At 75.4% G+C, this 23,954-nt stretch carries 18 protein-coding genes, 1 tRNA gene and 2 pseudogenes; 10 read left to right on the forward strand and 11 right to left on the reverse strand.

The annotated features are described in order from the left end of the window. Nucleotides 1–91 precede the first annotated feature (91 nt). The gene (locus tag D459_RS33675) at nucleotides 92–484 is read left to right on the forward strand and encodes a hypothetical protein (RefSeq protein ID WP_017593877.1); all 393 of its coding nucleotides are present in this window, start codon (nucleotides 92–94) and stop codon (nucleotides 482–484) included. A 70-nt stretch (nucleotides 485–554) separates the two neighbouring features. Here the strand turns inward: D459_RS33675 and D459_RS0115245 are convergent, their stop codons facing one another. Beyond that, nucleotides 555–1,808 (reverse strand): MFS transporter, encoded by a 1,254-nt coding sequence (locus D459_RS0115245; RefSeq protein WP_241485050.1) that lies wholly within the window; start codon nucleotides 1,806–1,808, stop codon nucleotides 555–557. Nucleotides 1,809–1,871: 63 nt separating this feature from the next. Here D459_RS0115245 and D459_RS0115250 point away from each other — a divergent pair, with 63 nt between their 5' ends. Together D459_RS0115250 and D459_RS0115255 are read left to right on the forward strand one after the other, a co-directional pair. Then, the gene (locus D459_RS0115250; protein ID WP_017593879.1) at nucleotides 1,872–2,324 is read left to right on the forward strand and encodes a winged helix-turn-helix transcriptional regulator; all 453 of its coding nucleotides are present in this window, start codon (nucleotides 1,872–1,874) and stop codon (nucleotides 2,322–2,324) included. Nucleotides 2,325–2,722: 398 nt separating this feature from the next. Further along, nucleotides 2,723–3,556 (forward strand): SDR family oxidoreductase, encoded by an 834-nt coding sequence (locus D459_RS0115255; protein WP_017593880.1) that lies wholly within the window; start codon nucleotides 2,723–2,725, stop codon nucleotides 3,554–3,556. A gap of 48 nt (nucleotides 3,557–3,604) precedes the next feature. Here the strand turns inward: D459_RS0115255 and D459_RS34390 are convergent. Both D459_RS34390 and D459_RS34395 read right to left on the reverse strand, forming a co-directional pair. Then, nucleotides 3,605–4,106 (reverse strand): annotated as a pseudogene (locus tag D459_RS34390) (helix-turn-helix domain-containing protein). 96 nt (nucleotides 4,107–4,202) lie between these two features. Beyond that, nucleotides 4,203–5,092 (reverse strand): IS5 family transposase gene (locus D459_RS34395; protein WP_394296696.1). Its coding sequence is split into 2 segments (ribosomal slippage): nucleotides 4,203–4,738 and nucleotides 4,738–5,092, totalling 891 coding nucleotides; the frame shifts between segments, so codons are not numbered across the junction. Between the two features lie 37 nt (nucleotides 5,093–5,129). Between D459_RS34395 and D459_RS0115270 the strand changes: the two genes are divergently transcribed. Next, nucleotides 5,130–5,759 (forward strand): class I SAM-dependent methyltransferase, encoded by a 630-nt coding sequence (locus tag D459_RS0115270; protein ID WP_017593883.1) that lies wholly within the window; start codon nucleotides 5,130–5,132, stop codon nucleotides 5,757–5,759. 94 nt (nucleotides 5,760–5,853) lie between these two features. Here the strand turns inward: D459_RS0115270 and D459_RS34400 are convergent. From D459_RS34400 to D459_RS0115290, 3 genes and pseudogenes are all read right to left on the reverse strand, one after another. Beyond that, nucleotides 5,854–6,827 (reverse strand): annotated as a pseudogene (locus tag D459_RS34400) (IS5 family transposase). Nucleotides 6,828–6,927: 100 nt separating this feature from the next. Next, nucleotides 6,928–7,749 (reverse strand): siderophore-interacting protein, encoded by an 822-nt coding sequence (locus D459_RS0115285; RefSeq protein ID WP_017593886.1) that lies wholly within the window; start codon nucleotides 7,747–7,749, stop codon nucleotides 6,928–6,930. A 126-nt stretch (nucleotides 7,750–7,875) separates the two neighbouring features. After that, complete coding sequence (locus D459_RS0115290; RefSeq protein WP_017593887.1) at nucleotides 7,876–8,700, reverse strand: class I SAM-dependent methyltransferase; 825 nt, start codon at nucleotides 8,698–8,700, stop codon at nucleotides 7,876–7,878. A 60-nt stretch (nucleotides 8,701–8,760) separates the two neighbouring features. Between D459_RS0115290 and D459_RS0115295 the strand changes: the two genes are divergently transcribed. Beyond that, nucleotides 8,761–9,351 carry a TetR/AcrR family transcriptional regulator gene (locus D459_RS0115295; protein WP_081620585.1) on the forward strand — a complete coding sequence of 197 codons (591 nt, stop codon included), beginning with the start codon at nucleotides 8,761–8,763 and terminating at the stop codon, nucleotides 9,349–9,351. A gap of 359 nt (nucleotides 9,352–9,710) precedes the next feature. Here D459_RS0115295 and D459_RS0115300 read toward each other — a convergent pair whose 3' ends face one another. Together D459_RS0115300 and D459_RS0115305 are read right to left on the reverse strand one after the other, a co-directional pair. Then, complete coding sequence (locus tag D459_RS0115300) at nucleotides 9,711–11,027, reverse strand: MFS transporter (RefSeq protein ID WP_017593889.1); 1,317 nt, start codon at nucleotides 11,025–11,027, stop codon at nucleotides 9,711–9,713. Continuing rightward, entirely contained in the window at nucleotides 11,024–12,388 is a 1,365-nt protein-coding gene (locus D459_RS0115305; RefSeq protein WP_017593890.1) for an MBL fold metallo-hydrolase, read from the reverse strand. Before D459_RS0115305 ends, D459_RS0115300 begins: the two co-directional genes overlap by 4 nt. A gap of 104 nt (nucleotides 12,389–12,492) precedes the next feature. On the opposite strand from D459_RS0115305, the gene D459_RS0115310 reads away from it, so the two are divergent. Together D459_RS0115310 and D459_RS0115315 are read left to right on the forward strand one after the other, a co-directional pair. After that, nucleotides 12,493–13,170 (forward strand): ArsR/SmtB family transcription factor, encoded by a 678-nt coding sequence (locus D459_RS0115310; protein ID WP_017593891.1) that lies wholly within the window; start codon nucleotides 12,493–12,495, stop codon nucleotides 13,168–13,170. 442 nt (nucleotides 13,171–13,612) lie between these two features. Further along, nucleotides 13,613–13,993 carry a hypothetical protein gene (locus D459_RS0115315; protein WP_017593892.1) on the forward strand — a complete coding sequence of 127 codons (381 nt, stop codon included), beginning with the start codon at nucleotides 13,613–13,615 and terminating at the stop codon, nucleotides 13,991–13,993. Nucleotides 13,994–14,308: 315 nt separating this feature from the next. Here the strand turns inward: D459_RS0115315 and D459_RS0115320 are convergent, their stop codons facing one another. After that, nucleotides 14,309–17,038 (reverse strand): BTAD domain-containing putative transcriptional regulator, encoded by a 2,730-nt coding sequence (locus D459_RS0115320; RefSeq protein WP_017593893.1) that lies wholly within the window; start codon nucleotides 17,036–17,038, stop codon nucleotides 14,309–14,311. 324 nt (nucleotides 17,039–17,362) lie between these two features. On the opposite strand from D459_RS0115320, the gene D459_RS0115325 reads away from it, so the two are divergent. Beyond that, a complete protein-coding gene (locus D459_RS0115325; protein ID WP_017593894.1) occupies nucleotides 17,363–18,919 on the forward strand; it encodes an MFS transporter in 1,557 nt (518 codons plus the stop codon). An 11-nt stretch (nucleotides 18,920–18,930) separates the two neighbouring features. Here D459_RS0115325 and D459_RS0115330 read toward each other — a convergent pair whose 3' ends face one another. Continuing rightward, nucleotides 18,931–19,896: a hypothetical protein gene (locus D459_RS0115330; protein ID WP_152522988.1), complete on the reverse strand. Its 966-nt coding sequence runs from the start codon at nucleotides 19,894–19,896 to the stop codon at nucleotides 18,931–18,933. 686 nt (nucleotides 19,897–20,582) lie between these two features. Here D459_RS0115330 and D459_RS0115335 point away from each other — a divergent pair. After that, nucleotides 20,583–22,280, forward strand: coding sequence for a hypothetical protein (locus D459_RS0115335; protein ID WP_017593896.1), 1,698 nt, complete (start codon nucleotides 20,583–20,585; stop codon nucleotides 22,278–22,280). A gap of 88 nt (nucleotides 22,281–22,368) precedes the next feature. Beyond that, nucleotides 22,369–22,442: transfer RNA gene (locus D459_RS0115340), tRNA-Pro, on the forward strand. A gap of 208 nt (nucleotides 22,443–22,650) precedes the next feature. Here the strand turns inward: D459_RS0115340 and D459_RS0115345 are convergent. Beyond that, nucleotides 22,651–23,526, reverse strand: a complete 876-nt coding sequence (locus D459_RS0115345; RefSeq protein WP_017593897.1) for a VOC family protein — start codon at nucleotides 23,524–23,526, stop codon at nucleotides 22,651–22,653. Between the last annotated feature and the right edge of the window lie 428 nt (nucleotides 23,527–23,954).

Below are 23,954 nucleotides of genomic sequence, written 5' to 3' on the forward strand. Positions count from 1 at the left end.
TCGGCGGCCCTCTCCCCGGGCGCAGCGGCGGCGGCCCGCCCTGAAAGAGGCCCGCCCGGCCCCGCGGAGGCCCACCGCTACGCTCTCCCCCATGGCCGAACCCGACGACCCCGGGCCCGCGCAGGCGCCCGGCACTCCCCCCGCGTCCGGGCGCCGGCCGATCGGCGCCGTCCTGGTCCCGATCGCGGCGACCCTGATCACCCTGCTGACGCTGCCCTTCATGGCGATGGTGGCGCTCCTCAGCACCGAACCGCCGGAATGCTTCATGACCTTCACCGACGTCGCTCAGGCGCAGTGCGACGCGGCGCTCAGCGACGGACACGACCTGACCCCCGCGATCCTCCTCGGGGTGGCGGCCGCGGTGGAGTTCGCCGCCTTCGTCGCGCTATGGGTGCTGCGCCGCCGGACGGTTCCGCGCTGGACGCTGTTCGGAGTGGTCGTCGCGGCGGCGCTGTTCTTCTTCCTGTTCCCCCCGCCGGGCTGACCCCGGTGCCGGGTGCCGTGGTCTGTGACCGACATCCCGGCCCGTACAACGTAGATCTGGTTTTGTCCGGCTATGCGGGGCGATGCCCGGAAGCTTCCGCTCCTCCCGTTCGGGGCCGGCCGCCCCCTCGCGGGGCCCGACCGCCGGGGCGGCCGGCCGTGCCGGCCCACACGGCGAGCCCGAGCAGGGCGTACGAGGCGCCGGCCAGGCAGGAGGCCCACCACCCCCAGGAGGCGTAGGCCCAGGCCGAGGTGACCGCGCCGAGGGCGGACCCCAGGGAGTAGAACGCCATGTAGGCGCCGATGACGCCGCTCGCGCGGTCCGGGTGCGCGGTGGTCAGCAGGTGCTGGCTGCTGACGTGGACGGCCTGGACCGCGAAGTCCAGCAGCACGACGCCGGCGATGAGGGGCCACAGCGTCGGCTCCGTCCGGGCGATGAGCGCCCAGGAGGCCGCCAGCAGCGCGAGGGACCGGCCGCTGACCGCGCCGGCGCGGCCGCGGTCGGCCCACCGCCCCGCACGGGCCGCCCCGAGCGCCCCGGCCAGGCCCGCCAGCCCGAAGAGGCCGATCTCGGCGGTGCCGAGCGACCACGGCTCGGCACCGAGCGGGAGGGCCAGTCCGCCCCAGAGCGTCCCGAAGGAGGCGAAGAGGAAGAGGGCGATGAGGCCCCGGCCGAGGAGCAGGCGGTCCGTGACCGCCAGCCGCGCCATCGAGCCGACCGCCCGCGTGTACCGCACCCGGGCGGTCCCGGGGTCCGGGCGGAGGGCCGCGCGGGCGGTGGCGGCGAGCGCCAGGCAGAGCAGCGCGAGCACGAGGTAGACGGCGCGCCAGCCGGCCGCGTCCCCCAGGGCGCCCGCCAGGACGCGGGCGCCGAGGATGCCGATCACCACCCCCGAGGTGACCGCGCCGATGTCGCGCCCCCGCTCGCCCGGCGCGGAGACGGCGGCGGTGTAGGCCACCGCGATCTGCACCACGACCGCGAAGAGGCCCGCGGCCGCCAGCCCCGCCACCGCGACCGGCCCGTTCGGGGCGAGGGCGGCGGTGGCGGCCCCCGCGGCGACGAGCACCAGGTGCGCGGTGATGAGCCGCCGCCGGTCCAGCACGTCGCCGAGGGGCACCAGCAGGACCAGGCCGGCGAAGTAGCCGACCTGCCCGGCGGCCGCGAGCCGGCCCAGCGATTCCGGCGCCAGACCCAGTTCGGCGCCCGCGGGCTCCAGCACCGGCTGGATCGCGTACACCGTGGACACCGCCGCGGCGCAGACCGCGGCCAGGACGGTGCGCCGCACGCCCGCCACGCCCACCACCACCCCTCCATTCGGTTTCAAAATGAAACCATTGAAGGGTAGGGCACAATGGTTTCAAAGAGCAACCGATGAAAGGAGGGGCCGATGCCGGACACCGGACCCGGCCGCGACTGGACCGACCCCGCGTGCCCGGTCGCCCGGACGGTCGACCTCGTCGGCGACCGGTGGAGCCTGCTCATCGTGCGCGACGCCATGGACGGCCCGGCGTCCTTCACCGAACTCCGCCAGGGGCTCGGGATCGCCCGCAACATCCTCAGCGACCGGCTCCGCAGGCTCGTCGAGCACGGCGTGCTGAGCACCAGCCCCAGCGGCAAGCGACACGTGTACGAGCTGACCGCGGCCGGAAAGGACCTGTTCACCGCCATCGTGGCGCTGAGGCAGTGGGGCGAGCGGCACGCGTTCGCCGACGGCGAGCCCCGCTCGCACCTCCTCGACGCAGAAGGCCGGCCGGTCGTCGAACTCCGGCCGCACGGCCAGGACGGCACCCCTCTGACCGCCGACACCACCCGCGTGCAGAAGAGCGGCCGGGACCGCTGACAGGGGACGGGAGGCGGCCCCGCCGGCCGCTCCCCCGCGCCGCCCGGTGCCGCGGCCCTTCCCACCGCGAACGCGCGGGGCGCCGGTCCGCGGCCGACCGGCGGGCGCCACGGCGAAAGCGCGGGAGGGGCGTCCGGGCTGCGGCTCGGGCGATCCGCCCGGGCGCACCCGCGCCGGGGCGGGGTTCTCCTCCCCGCCGGCGGGCTAGTGCTGTGACCGCGAAGGTTCGCGGGGTTGGTCAGGCTGCGGGTACGAGGGGGGTCGGCGTACGCCCCTATGCACTCGCGGGTGAATGTGCCCGGTTCGCGGCCCCCTTCCGGGGCTTGTTGACTTCAAGCTTGGTTGAGGTCTTAGCGTCGTGTCGCGTTGATCACCGACTGGAGGCAGGAGAAGACCTCATGATCGTCGTAACCGGCGCCACCGGAAACATAGGAAGCGCCCTGGTAAAGGAGCTCCGGGCGTTGGATGCCGGACCGCTCAGGGGCCTCACCCGTGACACCGCGCGGGCTGTGTTTCCTGCGGGTGTCGAAGCCGTTGAGGGCGACCTGGGGCGACCAGCCTCGCTCAAGCCCGCACTTGAAGGGGCACGTTCGCCCTTCCTGGTGTCAGGCATGGGCCCGGACGCCGAGATCCTGGAGGCCGCCCGGCGGGCTGGTGTCGAGCATGTGGTGCTGATTTCGTCCGTCACCGTCCAGAGCCACCCGCACCTGGGTCCTGCCGGCGAGAACCTGGCTGTCGAGCGTCTGCTCAAGGACAGCGGCATGACCTGGACGATTCTGCGGCCGACGCAGTTCGCCTCCAATGCCCTGTGGTGGGCAGACGCAATACGCAAGCGTCATTCGGTCCGTGTGCCTTACGCAGACGTCGGTCTGCCCACCATCCACCCCGCGGACATCGCATCGGTGGCTCGCGCCGCGCTGACCCAGGCCGGCCACCGGGGGGTGACCTACGCGCTGACCGGTCCAGAGCGGATCACTCCCCGTCAGCAGCTCGAAGCCATTGCGCAAGCGGTGGGACGTGAAGTGCCGTGCACCGAGATCAGCCGAGAGGAAGCCCGCCGTGACATGGCCGCGTTCTTGGGCGTTGAGGCCGCAGAGGCGGTCCTCGACATCACGGGTGGCGACGTCAACGAGGAATTGCTCACCGTGCGCGACACCGTCACTCAGATCACCCATGCCCCGGCCAGGAGGTTCAGGCAATGGGCCTTGGAGAACGCCGATTCCTTCCGCTGAGCTCCTGGCCCTGAGCATGTTCACCGGCACCGAGCTGGGCACCTACGGCTATACGCCGACAAGGGGGCGTCCGCCCCAGCGGATGCCCTTCTCCCCGCGGATTCGGGCACGTTCCCTGCGCTGGGCGGCGAGCACGTCGGGGCGGCGGGCGTTGGCGTTGCGCCAACGCAGGTAGCGGTGCAGCACCTGGGTCTGCGCGGGATGGCTGCGGTGGTGGGAGTCGGCCAGGGTGAACTGCCGCAGTGGGCCGAAGTGGGCCTCGGACGAAGTCCTCGTCGTCAGGGGCGAGCAGGCGGGGACGGCCTCCCGCCCACTGAGGGCCCAGGCAGGCCAGGCCGCTCTCGTTGAACTGGTGGATCACCTCTCGCACCGCGCCCTCGTCGGCGTGGACCAGCCGGGCGATCAACGGGACACGGCTCCCGCCGGCTGAGGCCGGCAGCATCATCGCCCTGCGCTAACGCACCGAGCCGGTGCTGCCCCGACGCACGATTCGCTGCAGCTTCTGCCCTTCCTGATCGGTCAGTCTGCGCATCCGCACAGGCTCGGCCACCACACCTCCCGCAGTCGGAACGGACGTCACACCCCATCCAACCGCCGGCCCGGCGAACCTTTGCGGTCACAGCACTAGAGCCTGTCTGACAAATGATCACCTGGCCGCTTCGCGGAGCCAGAGGATCAGGGAGGCCAGGATGACTCCTGCGCGGTAGCGGTCCGCGAGCTTGTCAAACCTGGTGGCGATTGCACGGAACTGCTTGAGGCGGGCGAAGCATCGTTCGACCACGTTGCGGTCGCGGTAGATCTCTGTGTCGAAGGCGGGTGGCCGGCCACCGCGGCGTCCTCGGCGTCGGCGGTTGGCCACCTGGTCACGGCGCTCGGGGATCGTGGCGGCGATGCCCCGATGCCGCAGCAGGTGACGGATGGCCCTGCTGGAATGGGCTTTGTCACCCAACACACGGTCCGGTGTCGTGCGCGGCCGGCCTGTGCTCACCCGCGGGGTGCGGATCCCGTCAAGGACATCGGCGAACGCGGTGGCATCGTGGGCGTTTCCGGGTGTGAGCACGATCGACAGCGGCAGACCCCGGCCGTCGACGGCGAGGTGGATCTTGGTGGATAGCCCGCCGCGGGACCGGCCGAGGGCCTGGCGCGCCTGTGAGTGGCCCGGATCATCCAGTTCGTCCCCGGCCGCGTCTCCCTTTTACGGGCGCCCGCGGCGTGTTGGTGGGCCCGGTTGACCGTGGAATCGACGGCGACGGTCCACTCCACCCGGCCCACCGCGTCGTCACGGACCTGGACGTACTCCAGCAACTTCGCCCACGTGCCGTCGGCCTCCCAGCGGGCGAACCGCTCGCAGACGGTCTGCCACGGCCCGTATCGCTCCGGCAGGTCGCGCCGAGGAGCCCCGGTCCGCAGTCGCCACAGGACTCCGTTGACCACCTGCCGGTGATCACGCCACGGACGGCCGCGCCCGTCCAACTGCGGCAACAGGGGCTCAATCTTCTCCCAAGCCGCATCTGTCAATTCATCTCGACCTGCCACAAGATCAATTATCAGACCGTCATATAGAGTCCTGCCCGTGGCGAATCATCAGGACGAGACCAGGGCGGCCTACGACGGAGTCGTCGAGCTGTACGCATCGCTGTTCGCAAACCGGCTGGAGGAACAGCCCTTCTCCCGGGCCATGATCGGCACCTTCGCCGAACTGGTGCGTGCGACGGGCAACCCGCGGGCAGCCGACGTCGGGTGTGGGCCCGGACATCTGACAGCCATGCTGCACGAACTGGGCCTGGACGCCTTCGGACTCGACCTCGCCCCCGGCATGATCGACCACGCCCGGCAGGCCCATCCGGCGCTGCGCTTCCAGGAGGCACGGATGGAATCCCTGCCGATCGAGGACGCCTCGCTCGGCGGCGTGCTGGCCCATTACTCGATGATCCACACCCCTCCGGGAGAACTGCCGGAGCTGCTCGCCGAGCAGGCACGCGTCCTGGCGCCGGATGGTCTGCTCCTGGTCTCCTTCTTCGGGACCGACGGACAGGAACCGGTCCGGTTCGACCACAAGGTGGCGCCTGCCTACAGCTGGCCGACGGATCGCCTCGCTGAACTGCTGGCCGATGCCGGGCTCGTTCCCTTCGCCCGGTTGCTCCACGATCCGGCCTCCGAGCGGGGCTTCCTCGACGCTCATCTGTTGGCCCGCCGCGCGTAGTTCCTGCCCGGAAATACCTGCCGGACTGCCAGCGCACCTCGGGACTGCCAACTCGGCAGAGGTTCGCTGATCTAGGTCCTGTCTGGAGTTCGGATCATGAACACGGTGTGATGCTGCGGATCCACAGCATCGCACCGCACAGGTGCAGCCCGGCCTCATGGCTCTGCGGGGTCTCGTCGAAGCGGAACGCGATGCCGCGCCGGTTCCGGAGCCGGTTGATGCACCGCTCGACCGTGCTGCGCTCGGCATAAAGCGCGGCGTCGCAGGAGACCGGCCGCCCGCCGGCGCTGCCGCGCCTCTTGCGGCCGGCGGCCTGGTCGTCCTTGTCCGGGATCACCGCCCGGATGCCGCGCCGCCGCAGGTAGCCGCGGTTGCGCCGGGAGGAGTAGGCCTTGTCCGCGGCCACCGCGCCCGGCCGGGTCCGGGGGCGCCCGAGGGGCCCGCGAACCTTCACCCGCCCCGGGACCGGGACGAACTGCGGGCTGTCGCCAGCCTGGCCGGGGGTGAGGACGAAGGAGAGCGGGCGGCAGCGCCGGTCGGCGGACAGATGGATCTTGCTGGTCAACCCGCCCCGGGAACGCCCCAGCCCTGCGGCTTTCAAACGGGCCCTGCGCCGCCGGCGCAGGCGCCGGCGCTCGGCACCGGCCTGTCCGTCTTGGGGCTGTTGTCCCTTCGCCTCACCCCCTTTTCGGCCTCGGCGGCCGCCTCCAGGGCCGCCGGCTGCTCGGGGGCCAGGGCCATCCCCGCGGCGTGGTGGTGGGCCCGGGCGGTCGCCGAATCCACGCTGACCAGGCCCAGATCGGCCTGGCCCCGGGCGGCGGCCTGGGCGATCACCGCCTCCATCAGCTGCTGGAAGACGCCCTGCCGCGCCCGGATGCGGAAGCGGTCATAGGCGCTCTGCCAGGGCCCGAACTCAGTGGGCAGGTCGCGCCAGGGGGCGCCGGCGCGGAACCGCCACATCACCGCGTTGAAGTGTTTGCGCAGGTCGGGGACGGTACCGACCGCGGCGATCGGGAGATGGGGCTCGATCAGGGCCCATTGTTCGTCGGTGAGATCGCCTCGTGCCATGGCAGATGCTCTATCAAGGCCGTCTCCAGGTGCGCAGGCGATCTGCCGAACTGGTGATCCGAACTCCAGACAGGACCTAACGCGAATTGTCAGACAGGCTCTAGTCGTCCCCGTCCTCCTGGTGGTGGTCGAGGTTGACCGTTCCCCGGCGCCAGTAGCCGTCCACTTCGAAGGACTGGTTCTTGACCAGGCCGCGCTCCTTGAACAGGCGGCGGATCGGCTTGAGCACGCCGGCCTCGCCCGCGGCCCAGGCGAACACGTCGCCTTCGGGGAGCTCCAGTGCCTCCACGGCGCGGAGCAGCAGGTCGGTCGTGCCGGGCTCGCGGTCCCCCCGGTGCAGCCAGGTGAGCGAGGCGTGCTCCGGCAGGTCGATCTCCTGCTCCTCCTCCGGGCCGGCGACCTCGAGGAAGGCGTGCACCCGGGCGTCCCTGGGCAGCTCCTCCAGCCACCGGGCGGCGGCGGGCAGCGCGGTCTCGTCCGCGGCGATCAGGTAGTGGCCGAAGCCGGAGGGGAGGTGCTCGGTCCCGCGCGGCCCCAGGACGCCGAGGCGGTCGCCGGGGCGGGCGCGCATCGCCCAGCGGCCCGCCGGGCCGTGGTCGTGCGCGACGAAGTCGATGACCAGCCGCCCCGCCTCCGCGTCGTAGGCGCGCACGGTGTAGTCCCGGACGACCGCGCCCGGGTCCCGGAAGTTGACCGGCCGGTCGTTCTCCACCCGCGGCAGGACGTGCTCGCCGGTCTCCTCGTTCGGGAACCACAGCTTCACGTGGTCGGTGTGGTTGTCGGTGCGGAAGCCCTCCAGGTCGGACCCGGTGAAGACCACCCGCACCATGCGGGGCGTGATCCGGGCGACCTCGGCGGCCTCCAGGACCCGGGGCCGGAGCGGGTAGATCTCGAGGCGCGTCTCGCGCACCGGCTGGGCCATCGGTTCACTCCCCGTCGTCACGTCCGTTAGGCGAGGCTGACCTTATCACCGGGGCCTCCGCCCGCCGGCTCCCGGGCGCGGCCCCCAGGAGCCTGCGCGGACGCGCGGACGCGGCGCCCGCACCGGTCAGCCGTCCCGGACCGCGATGAGCGCCACGGTGGCGCAGTCCGCGCGGAGGTCTCCCCCGGCCCCCTCCAGGGCGGCGCCGACCTCCTCCAGCACCCGGGCCGCCCGCTCCGGGGGCAGCCGGGTCAGCGCGCCGGAGGCGGCCAGCCGGTCGAGCCACTCCTCCCGGGTGCCGGAGCGCTCCCAGTCGAACCGGAGCCGCTCCACCGGGCCGAACCCGCCGGCGGCCCGGATCCCCTCGGCGGCCGCGTCCAGCGGCGTCGGGCGGCCGGCGGCCTCTCCGCCGGCGGCCGCGCCGACGTCGAAGGGCGCGTCGGGGGCGATCCGCCGGTAGACGCCGGCGAAGGCCTCCGCGATGCCGGGCGGGAGGGCGAAGACGTGCCAGAAGAGCGCCAGCGGGCCGCCGGGCCGCAGCACCCGCGCGGCCTTGGCGGCGCCGGCCTCCGGGTCCACCCAGTGCCAGGCGGTGCCGGCGGCGACCGCGTCGAACCGCCGGCCGGCGGGGTCCCAGTCCTCGAAGGCCGCCGTCTCGACGCCGACGCCGGTGCGGCGGGCGAAGGCGGCCATCCGCTCGTCGGGCTCGACGCCGAGGACGCGGTGGCCGGCCGCCCGGAACTGGCGGGCCGCGATGCCGGTGCCGCAGCCGACGTCGAGGAGGTCGGGGCCGGGCGCGGCGGCGGTGATCCGCTCCACCAGGGCGCCGGGGTAGCGGGGCCGGGAGCGGTCGTAGCGGTGGGGGTCGGTGCCGAAGGACTCGGCGGTCCGCCGGTCCCGGTGGGTCCGGTCCGCGGAGCCGTCCGGCCGCCCCGAAGGTAGAGTGGGCATGCGCCCACCTTAGTGGGCACGCGCCCACTCGACAAGAACAGGACTCAAGGAGGACGCACCGTGCCGACGGGGGTGCACATCCGCGACGTACGCGAGCAGCTGTTCGGCGCCGCCGAGCGCGTCCTGCTCCGGGACGGGGCGAACGCGCTGACCAGCAGGGCGGTCACCACGGAGGCCGGCTGCGCCAAGGGCGTGCTGCACCGGCACTTCGCCGACTTCGACGCCTTCCTCGCCGAGCTCGTGCTCGACCGCACCGGCCGGCTCGGCGCCCAGGCCGACGCCCTGCACCGCTCCGCCGGGACCGGCACCGTCACCGGCAACCTCGCCGGCGCGCTGACCGAGCTGTTCGGGCCGGTCGCCGTGGCCGTCGTCGCGCTCATCACCTTCCGCGACGGCCTGCGCGCCCGGCTGCGCGACGCCGGTTCGCCCGGCGTCCCGCTGCTCACCGAGGCCACCGCGATGATCGCCGGCTACCTCGCCGCCGAGCGGGAGCGGGGCCGCGTCGCGCCCGGCGCCGACGTCGACGCCCTCGCCCCGGCCCTGGTCGGCGCCGGCCACCTGCTGTTCGCCGCCCGGGGCGGTGCCCCGCCCGACGCCGAGGAGGTCCGCAGGACCGTCGCCGCGGTCCTCGCCGGGGCGCTGCCAGGCTGAGCGGCCCCGTCCGGCCCGGCGGGCCGAACGACCGGGCCGGGCCGGACGGCCCCGGCGGCCGGAAGGCGGCGGGCGATCCGGCACGCGGCCCGGGGGCGCGCCGCCCGTCCGCTCCCTGCCGGCTCTCCGGCCGGCTCGGGCCGCGGCGCGCCGCGGCCCCGGGTGCCGGCGCCCCCTTCAGCGGCCGCCGGCGCCTCCGCGTCCTGCGGCAGCGGCGGGGCGGGGCGTTCGGCGGCCTCGGGGAACGGCGGCCGGTCCGGCCCGCTCTCACCGCAGCCGCGGCGCCCGCGGCCCAGGCCGGCGGATAGCCGCGCGGGGCAGAGCGGGCACCGGAGCCGGTCCCCGCTGCCCGGCGCGGCCTACCGCTCCCCGCCTCCGGCGCCGGGGCGCAGGCCCTGTTCCGGAAGCGCGCCCGAGCTCGGCCGGTGGGTCTCGTACATGCGCACCGCCACGGCCGCCGCGGACAGCGCGGACACCGCCGCGGCCGCCCACACCGCGGCGTGCAGCCCCAGCAGGTCGGCGACGATTCCGCCGAGCAGCGCGCCGACGGCATAGCCCAGGTCGCGCCAGACCCGGTAGACGCCCACCGCCCGGCCGCGCCAGAGCGGGTGGGCGACATCGCCGATCACCGCGAGCAGGGTGGGGTAGACCATCGCGGTGCCCAGTCCCAGCAGCACGGTGCCCGCCGCCCAGCCGGTGAACCCGGAGGAGGCGGCGATGAGCGCCAGCGCGGCGGCCTGGGCGGCCATGCCCGCGGTGATCAGGTGCTTGCGGCCGAACCGGTCGGAGAGGGCACCGGTGAACAGCTGCCCCGCCCCCCACACCCCCGGATAGAGGGCGAACAGCAGCCCGATCTGTCCGGTGGTCAGGTCGGCGGTGGCGAACAGCAGCGGGAACAGCCCCCAGGAGAGGCCGAAGTTGAGGTTGTTCACCAGCCCGGCCTGGCTCGCCGAGGACAGCGCCGGCTCCCTGAGGCTGGTCTGGGCCAGGATCTGCCGGTCGGTCAGCTCGGCGTGCAGGCGGCCGCGGCGGCCGCCGGGCGCGTGCCGCCCGGCCTCCAGCAGGGCGTGGTCGCGGGTCTCGTGCACGAAGGCCCCGGACAGCAGCAGGGCCAGGGCGGTGTAGGCCAGGCCGAGCAGGAAGGGGGCCGGGCGCAGCCCGTAGGCCTCGGCGAGGTGGCCGGCCAGCAGCGAGGTGAGGGCGACCGCGCCGTACCCGGCGGCTTCGTTCAGCCCCATGGCCAGGCCGCGCTGGGCCGGGCCAACCAGGTCGATCTTCATCACCACGGTGGTGGACCAGGTCAGCCCCTGGTTGACGCCGAGGAGCACGTTGGCCGCCACCACCCACTCCCAGCCGGGGGCCAGGATCAGCATCAGTGGAACCGGGACGGCGAACAGCCAGCCCACCAGGAGGACGGGTCTGCGGCCGTAGCGGTCGGAGAGCGTTCCGGCGAAGTAGTTGGCGATCGCCTTGGTGATCCCGAAGGCCGCGACGTAGGTGAAGATGAAGGTGTAGCCGGTGAGGCCGAACTCCGATTCGGCCATCAGCGGCAGCACGGTCTGCTGCTGGCCGACCATGCCGCCGACCAGGGCGTTGACCGCCACCAGCAGGGTGAACTGCGCGGCGTTCCGGCGCAGGCCCAGGGCGGGCGTGCGGGTCGCGGGGCGGCGGTTCATTCGCCCTCCCGCAGCCCGCGGCCGGTGGCCCGGGCCCAGTCGGCGGGGCCGCCGGCCAGGACCTGCAGGTCGGTGCGGCCGGCGCGCAGGAGGATGCCGGCCGCGGTCATGGCGCGCTCCCCGTGCCCGCAGGCCAGGATCGCGCCCGGCGGGACGTCGGCGGCGCGGTCGGCCAGGTCGCCGAGTTCGATGTGCACGGCGCCGGAAACGTGCCCGGCGGCGTACTCGGCCCTCTGGCGCACGTCGACGTAGGAGGCGGGCTCGGCGCGGGAGGCGGTGACGAAGGGGACCGCGGCCTGCGGGGCGCCCGCCGCCGCCCAGGCCGCCATGCCGCCGTGCAGCACCCCGGCCAGCCGCTCGTAGCCGATCTTGTAGGACTGCCAGACGATCTCCTCCGCGTCCCGGTCCTCGGCGGTGACGAAGGCGAGGGGCGCGTGGTCGGGCAGCAGCCAGCCCAGCCAGGTCGCGAACTGCTCGCGCAGCGGGATGGACAGGGCCCCGGGGATGTGGCCGGAGGCGTAGGCGGCGGCGGGTCGGGCGTCGATCACCTGGCCGCCCTCCCGCATCACCTTCGCGACCTGCTCCGGGGTGAGGGCGGGCAGCACCGGCGCGGCGTCCAGCACGGCCGGGCCGAGGCGGTTGGCCTCGGCGAGGCGGTCGAAGTAGGCGGGGTAGGAGCCCAGGCCTGCCAGCAGGCGCTCCACGAAGGCGTCCTCGCCGGGGGCGCCGAGCAGGGGGTTGGAGCGCTTCTGGGCGCCGATGGTGGTGGTCCGCTCGGCGCCGGGCGGGGCCGAGCAGAACGAGCCCGCGCCGTGGGTGGGCCAGACCGCGGTGGAATCCGGCAGGGCGGCCAGCCGGCTCAGCGAGCGGTACTGGGCGCGCGCGAGTTCCTCGGTCCGCTCGGGGCCGAGCAGGTCGGTGCGGGCGGCGGAGTCCACGATCAGCGACCCGCCGGTGAACACCCCCAGCTCCCGGGACCCGTCCAGGATCAGGAAGGACAGGTGCTCGTCGGTGTGGCCGGGGGTGGCCAGGGCGCGCAGGGTCAGCCCGCCCAGGTCGACCTCGTCCCCGTCGGCCAGCGGAACGTGGTCGAAGGCGCGGCGCCCGGCCGCGGAGGCCAGCACGGCCGCGCCCTGGTCGCGGCCGAGCTGGACGGCGCCGGAGAGGAAGTCGGCGTGCAGGTGGGTGTCGGCGGCGTAGGCGACCCGCAGGCCGCGCCGGCCGGCCGCGGCGCGGAGCGCCCGCAGGTCGCGGGCGGCGTCCACGGCCAGTGCGCGGCCGTCGCCCAGGTCGAGAAGGTAGGCGCTGTTGCCCAGCCCTTCGTCGACCAGCGGGATCAGGTGGTCGTCGGTGAAGCTCACGGTGGTCCTCCAAGGAGCCCGGGCGCGCCCGGGACGGCGCGGCCGCTGCCTGGTCATAGCGGCGACACTCATCTACAATATTCCATAGATCTATGGAGGAATCGATGAGGGAAACCGCCGACCCCCGGTCCAAGACCGGGCTCTACGAGGCGTTCGCCGCCAGCGGAAAGGCGCTGGCCAGCGGAAAGAGACTGGAGCTGCTCGACCTGCTGGCGCAGGGCGAGCGCACCGTCGACGCCCTGTCCAAGGCCGCCGGGCTGAACCTGACCACGGCCTCGGCCCACCTGCAGACGCTCAAGCAGGCCGGGCTCGTGGCCGCCCGCCGCGAGGGCGTGCGCATCCACTACCGGCTCGCCGGCGACGACGTGGCCCGGCTGCTCGCCCTGCTGCGCAAGGTCGCCGAGGCGCACCAGCACGCCGTTCCCGCCGCCCGCTCGGCCTACCTGGGCCCCGACGACACCGCGGAGATCACCCGCGAGGAGCTGCTCGCCCGCGCCGAGGCCGGAGAGGTGCTGGTGCTGGACGTCCGGCCGGCCGAGGAGTACCGGGCCGGGCACATCCCCGGCGCCGTCTCCATCCCGGTCGCGGAGCTGGCCGAGCGGATCGGGGAGCTGCCCGAGGAGACCGAGGTGGTGGTCTACTGCCGCGGCGAGTACTGCGTACTGGCCTATGAGGCGGTGCGGATGCTGGCCGAGCGCGGGCGCAGGGCCGTCCGCCTGCACGACGGGATGCTGGAGTGGCGCCTGGCCGACATGCCGGTGCACTCCGGGGAGCCGTCGTGACCCGCCGCCCCGGACGCCCCCGCTCACCGGGGCGGCGCCGCCGCACCTGACCGGCCTGCCCGGCGCCTCTCCGGCGGCGACGCCTGCGGGGCCCGGGAACAGGTCGCCGACCTCATCGGTGCCGCCCCGGCAATATCGTCTTCACCGCCTCCGGCGGCCGAGGCCGACCTGCTCGCCCTGCGCGGCGCACTGCCGGGCTGAGCGGCCCGGAAAAGCGGGGACCGGAACCGAAGGATTCCGGCCCCACGCGGCACTCCCGACACATTCCGCCCCGAACCCCGCTGGACGCCCGCCCCGCACTCGGGAAAACCTTCAACGGAGGAGCACACGAAACGAGAAACCTCCTCTGTCCTTTTCCGGTCAGTTCCTTCGGAAGGTTGGCCCTGCCACCCCCAAGATGACACTCTTGAATGAATGCACCCCTTTTTCGATAGGACGGGTCGTGTACAAGAAGATCATCGCCGTACTGACCATCGCCGCAGCGACCCTGCTGATCAGCGCTCCTGCGGCCCACGCCCACTACGTCCGGTACTCTTGGGACCCCGGGTGCGGCCCCATCGGAATGTCGCAGTGCGGCTACTCCAGCGTCAGCAAGACCCACAAAACGGTTTACGCCTGCGACACCTATGCCGACGGGGTCGGCCTGTGGACCAAATACGTGCGCTCGGACGGCGTCTCGGGGATCGTGAAGGACGGGAACGGATCTAAATCGGGGTGCGGGAAATACACCGCCCCGTCCGGAAAGTACATCGACCGGATCAGGCCCTGCCGGAACCACGGCTCCTACATCACGTGCCTGGAGAAGTGGAAGTACATCGAATGATTCCGACGGCTGAACGGCCGGTGTGCTCCCGGCCTCCCCACCCGGCCGTTTCCCGGTGACGCGGGCGGCCTCCCGGGGTCCGGGAGCACGCGGCGGCGGCCCCGGGCGAGCTCAGGACTCATCGGGCGGGCCGAGTACGGTGTCGGCGATCCAGGCGCATTCGATCCAGGCCGTCGGTTCCGCGGACCGGGCGGTCCCGGCGAAGTGAGGCTCTCCGTCGTGCATGCGGCCGCTGTGCCGTCTCGACCCGGTCGGGACGCGAGCCCGGGTGCGGACGGTGCCCGGCGGCCTCCGCCCGGGGCGCGGGCGGCCGGGTCAGCCCGGGGCCGCGGGCGCGGCCGCCGCCGGGCGGGGGCCGGCCGTGGCCGCCAGGCGGGCGGCGGCCTCCGCCGCGCCCCGCTCATAGGAGCGCTCCGCGGCGAGGCGGAGCGCCCGCCCGTAGAGGCGCCGCGCCCCCTCGTCCTCGCCCCGGTCCGCCGCCGCGTGCCCCAGGCAGAGCAGCACCTCGACCGCCTCGCCCCACAGGCCCAGCTCCTCGGCGCCGCGCAGGCCCTCTTCGAGCAGGGCCGCGGCGTCGGCGCGGTCCCGGTCGGCCCCGGCCGCTCGGGCCAGGGCGCCGCCCGCGCGCAGCCGCCCCCAGCGGTCCCCCGCCGCGCCGAAGAGCTCGGCGCTGCGCCGGGCGTCCGCCCGGGCGGCGGCCGCCTCGCCCGCGTCGGCGCGGTGGTCGGCGCGCTCCGCCAGCGCGGCGGCCTCGCCCCACCGGTCGCCGGCCGCGCGGGCGGCGGCCAGCGCCTCCTCGACGAGGCGGCGCGCCGCGGCGCGGTCGCCCTCCCGGTAGAGGGAGGTGCCCACCGCGCAGAGCAGCCGGGCGCGCAGCGCCGGCCCGGCCGCGTCGGCCCGGCCCGGGCGGCCCTCGAAGGAGGCCAGCCAGGCCTCGGCGACGGCGCGCGCGGCCGGCGGGCCGCCCGGCAGGGCGAGCGCGGCGGCCAGCGAGCGCCGCGCCTCGCTCCGCCGGCTGCGCAGTGACCAGTACCAGGCCAGCGCGTTGACCAGGCGCAGCGCCGGCCCGGCACCGTCCCGGCGCAGAGCCAGCTCCAGGGCGCGGCGCAGGTTGACCGTCTCGGCGTCCAGCTCCGCCAGGGCGCGGCGCTGCCCCGCGCCGCGCAGCCGCTCGTCCGCCGACTCCGCCCGCTCGGTGTGGAAGTCGGTGAACCGGCGGCGCACCTCCTCGGCCTCCCCCGCCTCCGCCAGCCTTTCGGCGCTGTAGGCGGCCACCGACTCCAGCAGCCGGAACCGGTCGCCGTCGCGGACCACCAGCGACCGGTCGACCAGGCGGGAGAGCGCGTCGAGCACGCCGGCGCCGCCCGGCGTCCCTTCGGCGCACAGGGCCCGGGCGGCCTCCGGGGTGGCGCCGTCCGGGCTCACCGCGAGGCGGCGCAGGACCGTGCGCTCGCCGTCGGCCAGCAGCCCCCAGCTCCAGTCGATCATCGCGCGCAGCGTCTGCTGCCGGGTGGGGCGGCCGCGGCCCGGGCCGGTGGGCAGGGCGAAGCGGTCGTCCAGCCCGGCGGCGATCCGCTCGGGGGCCAGCGCCCGGATGCGGGCCGCCACCAGCTCGATGGCGAGCGGGATGCCGTCCAGCCGGCGGCAGATCGCGGCGACGGCGGGGGCGTTCTCCTCGGTCAGTTCGAACCCCGGGGAAGCGGCCCGGGCCCGCTCGGTGAAGAGCCGCACCGCGCCGGCGGCGGCGATCCGCTCCGCGCCCCCGCCGGGGGCGGCCTCGGGCAGGGTCAGCGGCGGCAGCGGGAGCACCGTCTCGCCGGGGACGTCCAGCGCCTCCTGGGAGGTCACCAGGGTGCGCACCTCGGGGGCGGCGGCCTGCAGCGCGCCGGCCACCTCGGCGACCTGGGCCACCACGTGCTCGCAATTGTCCAGCAGCAGGACGAGCCGCTGTCCGGCGAGCGCGCCGCAGAGCCACTCCACCAGGCCGGCCGGTTCCGCGCCGGCCGCGCCCTCGCACAGCCCCAGCGCGGTGACGATCCGCTCGGCGACGTCGTCGGGCGTGCAGCGGCGGTGCAGTCCGGCGAGTTCGACCAGCCACGCGCCGCCGGGGAAGTCCGGGCGCAGCGAGCGCACCGCGGCCAGCGCCAGCCGGGTCTTGCCGACGCCGCCGGGCCCGGTCACGGTCAGCAGGCGGGCGCCGTCGGCGGCGCGGAGCGTCCGGCGCAGGCGCCCGGTCTCCTCCTCCCGGCCGATCAGCGGGGTGGCCGGTGCGGGCAGGTTGGTGCGCGGGCGCTCCTCCGGGCGGGGCGGCGGGGCCGGCCGCGCGCCCTCGCCGCGCAGGACCGCGGTGTGCGCCTCGCGGACCTGCGGGCCGGGGTCGACGCCGAGCTCGTCGCGGAGCCGGGTCCGCAGCCGGTGGAAGGCGTCCAGGGCCTCCCGGCGGCGGCCGGCGGCGTGCAGGGCCCGCATGTGCAGGGCCTGCAGGCGCTCCCGCAGCGGGTGCTCGCCGACCAGCTCCCGCAGGTCGGGGAGGGCGCCGTCGGCGTCGCCGAGTTCGATGCGCGCCTCGGCCAGGCATTCGGCCGCGTCCAGGCGCAGCTCCTCCAGGCGGGCGGCCTCGGCCCGGGTGAACGCCGCGTCGGCGAGGTCGGCGTAGGCCGGGCCCCGCCACAGCCCGAGCGCCCCGGTGAGCAGCCGGACCCGCTCGCTCGGGTCGGCGCGGTGCGCCTCCTCGGCGGCGCCGCGGAACCGCTCCGCGTCGAGCCCGCCCTCCTCCAGGCGGATCCGGTAGCCGGCCGGGGTGCGCACCACCTGGTCGGCACCGAGGGCCCGACGCAGCTGGGAGATCTTGGTCTGCAGGGTGTTGAGCGGGTTCCCGGGCGGGCGACCCTCCCACAGGTCCTCGATCAGCCGGTCGGCGGAGACCGGGGCGCCCCCGTGCACCAGCAGGGCGGCCAGGACGGCCCGGACCTTCGCCTCGGGGACCGCCACCCGCTCCCCGCCGGAACCCCGCGCCTCCAGCGGACCGAGCACCCCGTAACGCATGCGCCCAGCCTAGACGTCCCGGCCGCGGGGGCGGCTCTTCCCGGCCCGTCCGGCCCGCGGAGAGAGGGCCTTCACAGAGCGGGCGGCGCGGCCTCCCGGATGCAGGCCCGGACCTCCTCTCCGGTGTGCGCCCGGCGGGCCCGCGGAAGCGCCGCGGCGGAGGGCCGGGGCGTCGGCGTGCACGGGGACGGGTGATCGCGGGTCCGAGGGGCGAATGGGCCCGGTTCTCCGCGCCGCCGGTCCGCCGTCCCCAGGCTTTCGTGCGCGGCCCGTGCGCGGTCCCTTCCAGGGTGAAGGCACCTCTCGACGACGAAGGGACCTTCGATGACCGACCGGAACCGGCACCGGGCCGGGCCCGCGGAGTGGGCGGGACTGGCCGTCCTCGCCCTGCCGACCGTGCTGCTGGGCCTGGACCTCACCGTGCTGCACCTGGCGCTGCCCTCGCTCGCGGCGGACCTGCGCCCCAGCGCCGCCCAGCAGCTGTGGATCGTGGACGCCTACGGGTTCCTGATCGCGGGCCTGCTCATCACCATGGGGACGCTGGGCGACCGGATCGGGCGGCGGCGCCTGCTGATGATCGGCGGCGCCGGCTTCACGGCGGCCTCGGTGGCGGCCGCCTACGCGCCCACCCCGGAGCTGCTCATCGCCGCCCGCGCCGTGCTGGGCGCGGCCGGCGCCACCCTGATGCCGTCCACCCTGGCGCTGATCGGCGACATGTTCCGCGACCCGCGGCAGCGGGCGCTGGCCATCGGGCTGTGGACCACGTTCTTCGCCGGCGGGATGGCCGCCGGGCCGCTGGTCGGCGGCGCGCTGCTGGAGCGCTTCTGGTGGGGGTCGGCCTTCCTGATCGCGGTCCCGGTGATCGGGGCGATGCTGGCCCTGGCCCCGTTCCTGCTGCCGGAGCACCGCGCCGTCCGGCGCGGCCGGCTCGACCTTCCCGGCGTCGCCCTGTCCCTGGCCGCGGTCCTGCCGGTGGTCTATGCGGTCAAGGGGTTCGCCGAGGAGGGGCCGTCCCCGGCGGTGCTCGCCGCGGCGGCGGCCGGCGCGGTCTTCGCCGTGCTGTTCGTGCGCCGGCAGCGGTCCCTGGACGACCCGCTGCTGGACGTCTCCCTCTTCGGCGGCCGCGCCTTCACCACCGCCCTGGCCGTGATGCTGGTCGGACTGGTGGGCGTGGGCGGGACCATGCTGCTCACCACGCAGTACCTGCAGCTGGTGGAGGGGCTGTCCCCGATGGCGGCCGGCCTCTGGTTCGGGCCGCCCGCGCTGATGATGATGGTCTCGGCGATCGCGGCGCCGGTGCTGACCCGGTGGGTCCGGCCGGGGTCGGTGCTGGCGGGGGTGCTGGTGCTCTCCGCGGTGGGCTACGCCCTGCTGGGGGCGGTCGGGCCCGGCGCCGGACCGGTCCCGGTGGTGGCCGCGTTCTCCCTGGTCTACCTGGGTCTGGGGGCGATCGCGGCGCTCGGCACCGACCTGGTGGTCGGCGCCGCGCCGCCGGAGAAGGCCGGGTCGGCCTCGGCCGTCTCGGAGATGGTGCAGGAGCTCGGCCTGGCCGCGGGCGTCGCCCTGGTGGGCAGCCTGGCCGCGGCCGTCTACTCCGCCCGGATGGGGCCGGAGGTCCTGGCCGGCCTGCCCGCCGGCACCGCCCGCGCGGTGGAGAGCGGCCTGGCCGGGGCCGCCTCCGTGGCCGACCGGGTCCCCGAGGGGGTGTCGGCGCGGGCCGAGGAGGCGTTCATGGCGGGGCTGAACACCGCCGGCTGGGTCGGGGCGGCGGCCGCCCTGGTGCTGGCCGGTGCGGCGGCGGTGGCGCTGCGCGGCTCCGGGGGTTCCCCGGAGGGCGGGGCTCCCGGCGGCCTGGAGGCCGCGGCGCAGCACAGGGGCTGAACCGGCCGCGCTCAGAAGCAGGTTCTGGTGTCGATGCGCAACGGGCGCCCGGCCGGGAGCGGCGGCCCGGCCGGGGCCTCCAGCGGGACGTCCGACCGGTCGACGCGGGGCGGGCCGCCGTCCGGGGCGGGTCTCACCCGGCCCGTCAGGTCGTACTCGACGATCGGGCGGCCGGGCCGGTGGAGGTGCAGGACGATCGCGCCGTCCTCGTCCGCGAGGTCTTCGGCCGGATCGGTTCCGTCGGAGCCCAGCAGCGCGTCGGCGTGGTCGCACGCCTCGGCGGCGGAGGCGAACAGCAGGAACCGGTGGTCCTCGTTGTTGTTGTCGATCGGGAAGAGGACCCGGAGCAGGGCGAACGCGTGGCTCCCGTGGCCGGTCGGGGAGACGTGAGGCCGTTCGCCCCACATCACCGCCCCGTCCCACGACCGCCGCCCGGGGGCCGCCCGGCCGGCGGGGAGCGCGCCGAGGTGCCTCAGGCAGGCGTCGGCGCAGACCTCCCCCGGGTCGCGGAGGAGCGCCTCCCGATAGGCCTCGACGGCGCCGTCCCGGTCGCCGGACCAGGTGAGCGCGTGTCCCAGCTGCAGCGGCACCAGGGCGTCCTCGGGGTCGGCGTCCAGGGCCGCCCTCGCCGCCCGGACGGCCTGCTCGGCGAGCGGCCGGGTGAGGCCCTCCGGGTCGTATTCGCCCATTCCGCCGAGGTCCGGGCCGTCCTCGTCGTCGAAATCGGCGTCCACCCTGGAGATCACCGAGTGCCGCAGGGCGAATCCGGCCGCCGTGGAGCGGAGGACGGCGAGGGTCGCGGCGGTCTCCGCGTCGCCGGGGGCGCTCTTCTGCTCGGCCTCGTCGCAGAGGCGCCGCGTCTCCGCCAGCGGGGCGAGGGCGCCGTCCTCCCAGCCGAGATGCCGCACCCAGAACTCGCAGTCGCAGAGCGAGCGGCTCGCCCTGATGAGCAGGGAACGCACAACGCTGTCAGCCATGCCACGGCAAACTACACCATTTCCCGGAAAACCGGTCCGAACCCCGCCGTCGCACGCAGACGGAGCCCCGAACCTCATAGCGGATCACCGAAAAGCGGTTTTCCTGCTCACCGCTTCAACGGATTCTCACCCCTCCACGTCCCCCAATACCGACATTTACCGCAAATATATTCCGGAACACGGAACTGACGCCCGCAACCGCCACACAGGGTTTCGAACCGGTCGCAGTACGGTTAAGCACGTGGTATCCCTTTTCGCGACCGGAAAAGCGGAAAACCCGCGGCCGGATCCCGCTCCGTTCGGCCCTCCCCGGTCCGGTCACCGCCATCGCTCCGAGATTGGGACCCCTCCCGTGCCCGTACGCCCCTCCATCCGAAGAGAACCGGACGCCTCCCGCCGCCGTGCCCGCGCCGCGGAGCTCCCCCTCTCCGGCACCGCCGGCCGGACCTCCCCGGGACGGGAGGCCGCCCTGCGCCCGCCCTCCCCCGGCGCGCCGCCCGCCTGCCACCCGCAGGACGGCGCCGAGGGCGACTTCCACCGCACGCTCGCCCACGTCGCGCTCCCCCCGGACGCCCCGGACGGCGGCGCGGGGCGCGCCCCGCGCCTCGCGCCTCGCGCTGCTGGTCTTCGCCGAAGGCGAGCTCCCCGAGGACCCCGGCGCGACCGGGCTGACCGCCGAACGCACCGTGCACGACCTGCTCCACCCGGCCGAGGAGGGGGTGGCCGGCCCCGCCCCGGAGGCCCCCGGCGCCCCGGACTCCCCCTGCCGGACCGTGGACGTGCCGGCCGCGCTGTTCGCCGCGGTCGCCCCGAAGAGCGGCGAGGCGCCCTACCTCACGCACACCCGGCCCGCACCGGGGCCGCCCGGAGGCCCGGCCGGGGAAGGGCAGACCGTGGTCACCGCCAACCGCTTCCCCTCCGGGCCCGGCCGCTACACCGCCCACCTGGTCTCCCTCGACGGCCACCCGCTGCCCCCGGAGGGGCCGGGCGCCGTGCGGGCCGTCCGGCTGCACAGCCTGGTGTCGTGGTCCTTCCGGCACGGCGGGCCCGGCCGCGCCACCGGCCCGGAGCCGGCCCGCCGGGGCGGGCCCGCCCTGCGGGGCGCCTCGCTGCGGCTCCCACCGCCCGAGGAGGCCCCGGCCGGCACCGCCGACCGGCTCCGCCGGGGCTACGTGCCGGTGCCGCACCGCCTGCCCTCCGGGGAGCGGACCCACGCCTGGTACCGGGGCCCCGCCGTCCCCGCCGAGGCCCCGCTCCCCGCACCGGGGGAGGCCGCCGTCCCGCACACCGCCGAGGAGGCGCTGCTCCGCGGCGGGGACGGCGCGTTCGACGTCTCCCTGGCCGCCGCCTGGCGGCTGGGGCGGGAGACCGCCCGGTCCCGCCCCGAGCACACCCGGGCCCTCGCCCGCGCACGCCGGAGACTGGCCGCCCGGGCCGCCGGCATCACCGAGCGGGGACCCCGCCCCGGCGCCCGGCTCCCGGCCGGCCTCGCCGCCGAGGAGTTCGGCCGCATCCTGGCCGAGGGGGCGCCGCCCGCCGAGCCCTTCGACCGGCTGCTGGCCCGGGCCGAGGCCGCCGCGGCCCTGAACGGCCCGGAGAACGGGGCCGCCCTGGCCGGCGCCGCCGAGCACGCCGCCGCGGCGCTCGCCCCGCACCTGGAGCCGATCGCCCTGCTGCACGGCGTCCCGCTGCGCTACCTGGCGCCGCACCCGGACATGCTCCCCCCGGAGAGCCTGTGCCCGTTCCGCACCGACCCCGCCTGGATCGACGCGCTGCTGGCCGGCGCCGCCTGCCCCGACATCCCCGGCGGCCCCGGCGCCCCGGAGGACCGGATCGACGCGGCCCTGCGCACCGCCGCGGTCCGGGCCGGGCGGGCCCACCGCCCCGAGGCGGGCCTGCTCGTCCGCTCCTCCCTGGTGGAAGGCGGCCCGGAGCTCCCCGTCACCGCCACCGCCGGCGAAGGCCGCGGCCCCGTGCGGGAGCTGCGCCGCGCCCGCCTCGCCCCGGACGTGCTGCTGGTCCTCTTCGACGCGCTGCCCGAGGTGGTCGAGGTCGGCGGCTCCGGCCGCGGCTCCTGGTTCGGACTGGGCCGCGGCGACGCGTTCTCGCTGCGCGTCCTGGCCCCCGGCCCCCGCTTCGGCCGCCCCCGCCCGGACGGGGCCGCCTTCCCCGACCGCGAGGACCCCGCCGCGGGCACGGTGCTGACCCGCTTCATGCGCGAGGACTCCCCCGAGCGCCGAGTCCTGCGCCTGGCCGGAGCCGGCGGCCTGGTCCGCGCCCTGGCCGACGCCCTCGGCCGGGACGCCCTCACCCCCGACGAGTTCGCCCTCCACCTGGCCGCCACCGGCCACCAGCACACCCTCCGCCCCCGGGCCGTCCCCTGACCGTCCCCGCACGATGCGCGGTTCCCCGGTGAAATGCGGTAGAGTCTCTCTCCGTCGGCAGGCGGCGCACGGCGCCGCGGCGGACGCACGGGACGTAGCGCAGTTTGGCAGCGCACTTGACTGGGGGTCAAGGGGTCGTGGGTTCAAATCCCGCCGTCCCGACGCGGCTCGGAAAGGGGATCCGGATCATCCGGGTCCCCTTTCCCGTTTCCCGCGCCCGGCGAGGCCCCTTCGTCGGCCTTTCGCATTCCCGCTCTCGCTCGAGGACCTCCCACGCGGCACCGCGGGACGCCTCGCGCGTGTTCCCCCTGGTCCTGCCCGCCGGGGGCACCGGGCCGGCGCCCCCGGGGCCTGCCGCGTCCCCTTGTGCTCAGGCGGCCGCGGTGAGGCGGATCGCGTTCGCCCACGGGTCTTCGAACGCCAGGGTCCGCCCGTCATCGCGCGTGGGCACCTCGTAGTGCCTCATCCGCTCGGCGACCTCTCCCAGGTCGTCGCCGGTGGGGACCACGATGTCGATGCGGCCGAGCCCGAGCGCGGGCGTGCGGGGGCCGGCCCCCGCGCTGCGCCAGGTGTTCACGGCGATGTGGTGGTGGTATCCGCCGGCGCTGACGAACAGGGCCCGCTCGCCGAGCTCCGCGGTCGTGTCGAAGCCCAGCCGGTCGACGTAGAACTCGCGGGCCGAGGCGACGTCTCCGACGCAGAGGTGCACATGGCCCAGGACCGCCTCCCCCCTCACCGGCCGCTCCGCGGCGGCCTCGGTGAGGTGCTCGCGCAGGAACCGGTTGGGGTCGAGGAAGAGCGTGTCCACCTCGACCCGGCCGTGCACCCAGCTCCACTCGGTGCGGTCGCGGTCCCAGTACAGCTCCACCCCGTTGCCCTCGGGGTCGTCGAAGTAGAACGCCTGGCTCACCAGATGGTCCGAGCTGCCGGTGAACGTACCGGGATGGCGCTGCGCGACCTGGTACACCGCGGCCGCGAGGGCCTCGCGCGAGTCGTACAGGACCGCGGTGTGGAACAGCCCCGCCGCGCTGGGGGAGGCGTGCTTGAGCCCGGGGTCGTGCTGCAGGGTGACGATCGGGGTCGCGCCGCGCCCCAGCACGACCCGCCCGCCGTCCGCGGAGAGGACCTGAAGGGTGACGGCGTCGCGGTAGTAGGCGGTCATCGCGTCCAGGTCGGCGACGAGCAGCGTCACACCGCCCATCGCGGTGTCCGTGGGGAGGCGGTCCGGGCCCTGTGTGGAAGTCATGGTTCTTCCAATCGAGGGCGCCCTGTTTTCATTCCGGGCCCGGCTCCGGCCCGTTCACGGCCTCGGCGCCGGCCTTCCGCCACTCGTGGCGACGACCACGCTGTTGGGAGCCGGGGAATGAGGGTCGTGGCGGTACTCGGTATGGGCCATGGGCTCACTTTCCGCGCGGTTCGGGGGCGGAGCATTTCGGTGGCGGAGCATAGGGCCTCGAAATTCACGGCATAGGCGTCGAACATGCTCTGCTTCTGTCGACGTCGCAGGGGAAGGCGACGTCGATGCAGGGGCGGCCCCGAACGAGGAGGCGGAACGGGTGAGTCGGACCGGGCTGTGGGCGGCCGGGCAGTGCGGACAGGACCGGGCTGCGGGTGGCGCAGATGATCTTGGGGGCCGGACTCGGCCAGGTCGTGCACGAGGCCGACCAGCCGCAG

Source organism: Nocardiopsis potens DSM 45234 (assembly GCF_000341105.1).
In the GTDB taxonomy this organism is placed as follows: domain Bacteria; phylum Actinomycetota; class Actinomycetes; order Streptosporangiales; family Streptosporangiaceae; genus Nocardiopsis_A; species Nocardiopsis_A potens.